This window comes from Leptolyngbya sp. PL-A3, from assembly GCF_039962325.1.
Lineage (GTDB): Bacteria > Cyanobacteriota > Cyanobacteriia > Elainellales > Elainellaceae > Vacuolonema.
Genome location: NZ_JAMPLB010000012.1, coordinates 178,518 through 184,517 on the forward strand (window position 1 = coordinate 178,518; position 6,000 = coordinate 184,517).

Here is a 6,000-nt window from a genome sequence, read left to right on the forward strand (position 1 = left end):
ATTTTGGAATAGCAACTCTTTAAACCCAAATTGAATCCTGAGTAATAGCGTGGCACAATCGGCCACGCTATTTTTTTACCCGGCTCACTGAATCCCCCCTTTCTTCCTCAACACTACAAAATGGGCTTTTTCGAGGGGCCGCTTTGCGCGCCCCTCGAAAAAGCCCTTAACCCGTCAGGTTGTGTAGCAGCCAAAGGGTTTGTACTTCAGTCACTTAGGCCTGTAACGGGGAAATTTGGCGTAGTGAGTTCTCGTTCAAATGAAAGCTTCCAAATCTACCCTGGCTGGCTTTTTCTTCACAAAGCCTGAAATTCTTCATCTAAACATTATCGAAAACACCTAAGTAATCTCCGTATACAGGGTTAATATTCTTAGAAGCATCTACCTAATTCATCCGTAATGTTTTTAGAAGCTCAGTTCTTTCTCAGATCTTTGCTTGAGTACGTTGGTAGACCGAAGTTTTTCTAGAAGCCCATTCGAGGGTCATTCAGCATACATGATTCGATTAAGTACGAGTTAGTCCGAAATGATTTGATGCTGTTTTGTGTTCTCTATGAGTTAGCGATCGCCTTCACAACGAACGATAGGTTTGTTTTTCAAAGACAAATACCACAGTGTGATGGAAGATAAAACCTCCATTTTTTTATTGTGTTTGTAAGGATTGAACGTTTTATAAGTTGAGGGAAGCGATCGAGCGTCACAATCCCTTGACGCGATTTGCTTTTCTGATCACGAGGTGCAAAATCTCGTTAATTTCGGCTGCATACGAGTGTTAGCCAGAGTGAAACGTGTAGACCGCACGGCTCCTCCCTGGAGGAAAGATTTGTTGCTTTAGTAACTCTCAAAACCAGAGCAGATTAAGAGCCTTTAGATATGTTTGAATCCTTCTCTCATCTTCACGACCAACTAGCAATCATCACAGAAGATGGTCTTAGAGTTTCTTACAGAGAACTCGACCAACTCATCGAGAAATTTATATCTCGTTTTTCATCCGGTCGAGGTGTTGCTCTAATTGAATGCGAGAATTCATTAAATTCAGTTATCGCTTATCTAAGTGCGCTCCGTGCGGGCTGCCCGGCACTTTTAGTTGCATCCAATCAGCCTGAAGTTAATCAGAAATTGCAGGCTCAATTTTCAGTTTTATATTGTATTGATACTACTGCTGATACCGTCACAACCCATAAGACAGAAACAGACATTCAAGTACATCCTGATTTAGCGGTCATCCTCTCAACCTCCGGTTCAACAGGTACGGCAAAATCTATTCGGCTGTCCCACAAAGCTCTTGAGGCCAATGCGAGATCGATCATTGAGTACCTCTCCATTAACTCGGAAGATCGAGCGCCCACCACTCTGCCCATGTATTACTCCTATGGGCTCTCCGTGATCAATTCTCATTTGTTAGCAGGCGCGACGTTGGTTCTTACACAAAAATCCGTCGCAGAACCAGAGTTTTGGGAACTCTTTGATCAACATCATTGCACTAGTTTTGCTGGGGTGCCCCATAGCTATGCCCTGATTGAAAAGAGCGGCGTAAAAACAGCCGAACGCAAGACGTTACGGTATGCAACGCAAGCCGGGGGCCGTCTTGAACCCAGCCGTGTAAAAGCGTTGACAGAGCAAAGCCAGAAGGAAGGCTGGCAATTTTTTGTGATGTACGGCCAAACAGAGGCAACCGCTCGGATGGCTTATCTTCCACCTGATCGAGCATTAGAAAATCCCAATTGCATTGGCATTCCGATTCCCGGGGGCAAATTTCGACTGATCGATGATCAAGGAGTTGAAATTGAAGGCCCAGACGAAACAGGAGAACTGGTTTATACGGGTGACAATGTGATGATGGGCTACGCGCTCAGTGCTGAAGACTTATCTCGCGGCTATGACCTAACAGAATTACAGACGGGCGACCTGGCACGCCGAACCCGCGATGGTCTCTACTACATTGTTGGCCGGAAAAAGCGCTTTGTGAAACTGTACGGCCTGCGAATTAGCCTTGATGAGGTGGATGGGTGGTTGCTTGATCAGGGCTATAGTGCGGTTAGCACAGGCCGAAACGATACTCTGTGGATTCTAACTACGGCAGCAATGCAAGCCGTAACCATTCGCGATTCGGTTGCCGATTGGTTGGGTTTGCCTGCGGCCACGATTCATGTGGGGGTCGTCGAAACCATTCCTCGGAAGGCAAATGGCAAGATCGACTTCAGTGAAGTTGCGCGTTTAGCAGATCATGAGGCAGAAAAGTTGGATGCGGCGATCGCCGCCCAAACCCAAAAAAACTCGAAAAAGACAGTCCGAGAAATCTTTGTGACTCGTTTTTCAAACAAAGAGATTGACTCAGAATCGTCTTTTGTTACCTTAGGAGGTAGCTCCTTAGACTACATCGATATGATGCTAGAGCTAGAGAAGAGCGTCAGCAACTTACCCCAAAATTGGTACGAGTTACCCCTGCGTGATTTGGAACAATTGCAAGGTAACCACAGTTTATTTCAAAAGCTGGAAACCCAGATTCTGCTTCGATTTGTTGCAATTTCGTTAATTGTGATTGGGCATCTTACAGAAACAGACCCGGGTGGATCCAGTGCCGCTTTGCTGTTGATGATTGCTGGCTTTAATTTTTCTCGATTTCAGCTTCCCAATATTATTACCACAGGGTCAATTCGGCCAATATTGGCCCTTGCTGCAACTATTGCAGTCCCCAGCATTGGTTATCTTTTACTAACACAGGCTGTGTTCAACAGTCTATATTTCCCATCTTTACTTCTGTTCTCCAACCTTGTTAGGGCCAATGCAAACAATGGTTTTTCCCTTTGGTTTATTGAAGTCTATATCCAAATTCTTCTGATTGCCGCATTCGTAGTCAGCTTAATACCCAAGAAATATATTTCCAGAGCACGCCAAGAGCTCGTCGCTGCTAGCCTGGTCGTGATTTCTATATTGATAAATCTGCTCACTCCAATGGTTTGGGACACAACACATCTGTTGAACCGAGTTCCCCACGTATATTTCTGGCTCTTTGCCATGGGTATTGGGGCTCAAACATTGGAAAGCAAACCATTCAAGATTATTTTATCAGCCATGTTCCTGACCACTGCTTACCAGAATATAGGTGACAGGGCTGCATTTGAGATTCTGACTTATGGTGGCCTTCTACTCCTATGGCTTCCCTGGGCTAAGGTGCCTGCTTTCCTGAAAGCACCTATCTCACAAGTTGCTAGTGCCTCCCTATTTATTTATCTCTCGCACTTCCAGTTCAATTCCCTGAGCGCCAAAATTTTTGGAGACCATGGCTGGGTCGGTGTAATCGTTGCACTTATTGGAGGGGCGATCGCCTGGAAATACTATCTTGCCTTTTGCTCCTACCTGATGCGTACTCGACTAAAAAACTAATACCAATTCAACACAAAGCTGCACCTAACGTTCTCCGTCCTGTTAAGAGGATGTCTGGAATTTGGACGCTAGACATTTAGCCTGGCGTCCAAATTACCAGGCATCCTCTTAGGAACCTTCAGCGTTAGCAAGTGGTGTGACGGAAACTGCAGGTGTTATTAGAATAACCTGAGTTCGGGTTAAGGGCGTTTTCGAGTGCCGTGCGTTGCGCGGCACTCGAAAACGCTCATTTTGGCGTGCGCTTTGCGCACGCCAAAATGAGCACTTCAGCTTATCCCGAACTGAGGTTATTAGAATAAAATGTATGTGGTGAATTATCAGTCTGAGGATGCGGAAATAATTGGTAAGGTGCTACAGAAATACTCCACGGTGGGCCAACTTCCAGCAATGCCTCTGATTGGTGTACGAGCCATGGTAGAGGAGAAGTTCTTTATAGAAGTCGATGCTGAAGCTGTGGTAAACGGTGATGGATAGATGTAGAAGGCTTTAAATACGCTATGTAGACGCGGCAGGCTAATAAGTATTGCAGCAGAATAAAGTCTTTTGTGCTTGGTGTAATGTTAATTGCACTCGCTGAACGCAGTCGTTAGATACCTGGAGAAAGCAGATGAATGAGTCAGTCATTCACGGCAGTTGCCTTTGTGGAACGGTAACATTTGAGGTTAACCCACCATTCCAGAAAATGGCTCATTGTCACTGCTCACGGTGTCGCAAAGGCACAGGCACAGGCCATGCTACAAATTTAACTGTTGAGCCCAGTCAGTTCCGATGGCTTTCAGGGGAGGAAGTCATCACACGTTATGACCTTCCCACAGCCAAGAGCTTCGGCAAATGGTTTTGTCGCCATTGCGGGTGCCCAGTCCCGCGCCTCACGCGCAACGGCAAAGTCATGGTTATTCCGGCTGGCTCATTGGATACAGAGCCGTCGATTACTCCGACAGATCACATCTTCTGGGCATCCAGAGTATCGTGGGGTTGTGCTAGCGGAGGGCTTCCAACCCACACCGAGTATCCAGAGACATGGTAGAGCAGAACGTACCTAACAAGGTGCGTTTTCCATCGTTCCTGCTTCCGCTACGCTCTAGCAGGGCCTCGACTAAGCTAGGGCATCACTGGCTGCATGTGGGCGCAGCCCTATACTGTTAGTCAGTCCGTAAAAGTGCATTACTGAAGAGTAGTTGAAAGCAACATTCATGAGGAGATGCTTGTGAACAAAGTTGCTGTATTTGGTAATGCTGGAGGCGGCAAGTCTACACTCAGCAAACGTTTAGCAGAAATAACAGGTTTGCCTATGGTTGCTTTAGACCTTTTGAAGTACAAACCTGGTGGTAAAGAAGTTCCCTACGAAGAATACAAAGTTGCTCATGATCAACTCCTTCAGCAAGACCAATGGATAATTGATGGATATGGATCATTAGATACGGTATGGGAACGACTGGAGGCTGCTGACACCTTAATTTATATGGATATGCCAGTGCTGCAGCACTATTGGTGGGTAACGAAGCGATTCTTGAAAGGCTTTCTCGTTCCACCCGCAAATTGGCCTGAGAATAGCCCGCTCTTGAAGGGTACGCTGAACAGTTATTATACGGTTTGGCTATGCAATAAGAAACTCACACCAAAGTATCGAGAGTACGTGCATAAAGCGAAGGGAAGCAAGCAGGTTTATCATCTTCAGTCTCCTAAGCATGTGAAGGAGTTCTACAAAGCTATCGAACTAAAACTCGCAAAATAAAGGCCATTTGCGATATTTAAAAATGCTCAAAGAGCGATATGCCGTCCCGAAGCTACCCATGAGGTTATCTGCAAATGAGATTGTATAACCTTACACACCCTGGTTAGAACAGATTAATTTTTTGAAAAGCTGCGTTCAGCGCAGCTTTTCAAAAAATAACGTTCCTGCTTCTCAGCATGTAGTGCTACAAAACGAAGACTGCTGATGCTAAGTTCAAACTTATCTGCCGTCGCTGCGTTTCGTCATTGGCATACTATAGAGCTAGCAAAAATAACAACTTTTTGAGGAGAGGTGTGTGATGATACGAAAAAGTATGGATAAGGATTTTGAAAAGATTTTCAATATTATTAATGATGCAGCAATTGCTTATAAAGGAGTAATTCCACCTGATCGGTGGCATGAGCCGTATATGGCAAAAGAAGAGCTAAAAGCGCAAATCGAGGATGGTGTAATTTTTTCATGTTATGTCGATAATAATGAAATTATTGGAGTTATGGGGATCCAAGACAAAGTAGATGTAAACCTAATTCGTCATGCGTATGTCAAAACAAAACAAAGAAACAAAGGCATTGGAACATACCTGCTTCGGGAATTGACGCAAGGTTCAACAAAGCCGATTTTAGTTGGAACTTGGAAAGCAGCCAGTTGGGCAATAAGCTTTTACGAAAAGAACGGTTTTTGTCTTGTTGAGGAGGAGGAGAAGAATTACCTGCTAAAGAAATATTGGAGGATTCCAGATCGGCAAGTTGAGACTTCAGTTGTTTTGGCGTTGCATAATGAGAATGATGCAGAGTTGAAAATGCTTTATGAATTGTCCTCATTGCACCAGCGACAGAATTGTTAAAAATGGGCATCGCAATGGTAAGCAAAGCTACTTG

Annotated in this window: 5 protein-coding genes; all 5 read left to right on the forward strand. The window is 44.9% G+C overall.

Translation table 11 applies throughout. The annotated features are described in order from the left end of the window. Positions 1-873 precede the first annotated feature (873 nt). The 5 genes from NDI52_RS12150 to NDI52_RS12170 all read left to right on the forward strand — a co-directional run bounded on the left by NDI52_RS12150 (position 874) and on the right by NDI52_RS12170 (position 5,966). The gene (locus NDI52_RS12150; RefSeq protein ID WP_190772591.1) at positions 874-3,387 is read left to right on the forward strand and encodes an AMP-binding protein; all 2,514 of its coding nucleotides are present in this window, start codon (positions 874-876) and stop codon (positions 3,385-3,387) included. A gap of 306 nt (positions 3,388-3,693) precedes the next feature. Beyond that, a complete protein-coding gene (locus tag NDI52_RS12155) occupies positions 3,694-3,861 on the forward strand; it encodes a hypothetical protein (protein WP_190772592.1) in 168 nt (55 codons plus the stop codon). 133 nt (positions 3,862-3,994) lie between these two features. After that, positions 3,995-4,414 (forward strand): GFA family protein, encoded by a 420-nt coding sequence (locus NDI52_RS12160; RefSeq protein WP_190772593.1) that lies wholly within the window; start codon positions 3,995-3,997, stop codon positions 4,412-4,414. Positions 4,415-4,594: 180 nt separating this feature from the next. Continuing rightward, positions 4,595-5,122, forward strand: coding sequence for an adenylate kinase (locus NDI52_RS12165; RefSeq protein ID WP_190772594.1), 528 nt, complete (start codon positions 4,595-4,597; stop codon positions 5,120-5,122). A gap of 298 nt (positions 5,123-5,420) precedes the next feature. Further along, a complete protein-coding gene (locus NDI52_RS12170; RefSeq protein WP_190772595.1) occupies positions 5,421-5,966 on the forward strand; it encodes a GNAT family N-acetyltransferase in 546 nt (181 codons plus the stop codon). Positions 5,967-6,000 lie beyond the last annotated feature (34 nt).